Source organism: Arthrobacter sp. K410C, assembly GCF_059090105.1.
Window position 1 is genome coordinate 1 of sequence record NZ_JBNHFJ010000080.1, and the last position, 230, is coordinate 230.

Genomic DNA, 230 nt, shown 5'->3' on the forward strand with positions numbered 1-230 from the left:
CCTGGTCCTGGTGGCGCAGGATCGGCAGGCGGGCGCCGTTGGGGAGCTCGTTCTTGCCGTGCTGGGCCGGGACGGGGGTGGTTTTGACGTACTGGTGTGCCAGGGGGAGCAGGGGCACGGCCATGCCGATCATTTCACCGATTTTGGCGCCCCAGAACCCGGCGCAGGAGACCACGATGTCGGCCGGGATCACGCCGTCGGGGGTCTGCACGCCGGTGACGCGCCGGTTC

1 protein-coding gene is annotated in these 230 nt (G+C 70.0%); it reads right to left on the bottom strand.

Annotated elements, in window-relative coordinates; all coding sequences use genetic code 11:
* On the bottom strand, nt 1-230 hold a 230-nt coding region (locus AC5RU7_RS21160; protein WP_494053894.1), incomplete at both ends, for an FAD-dependent oxidoreductase.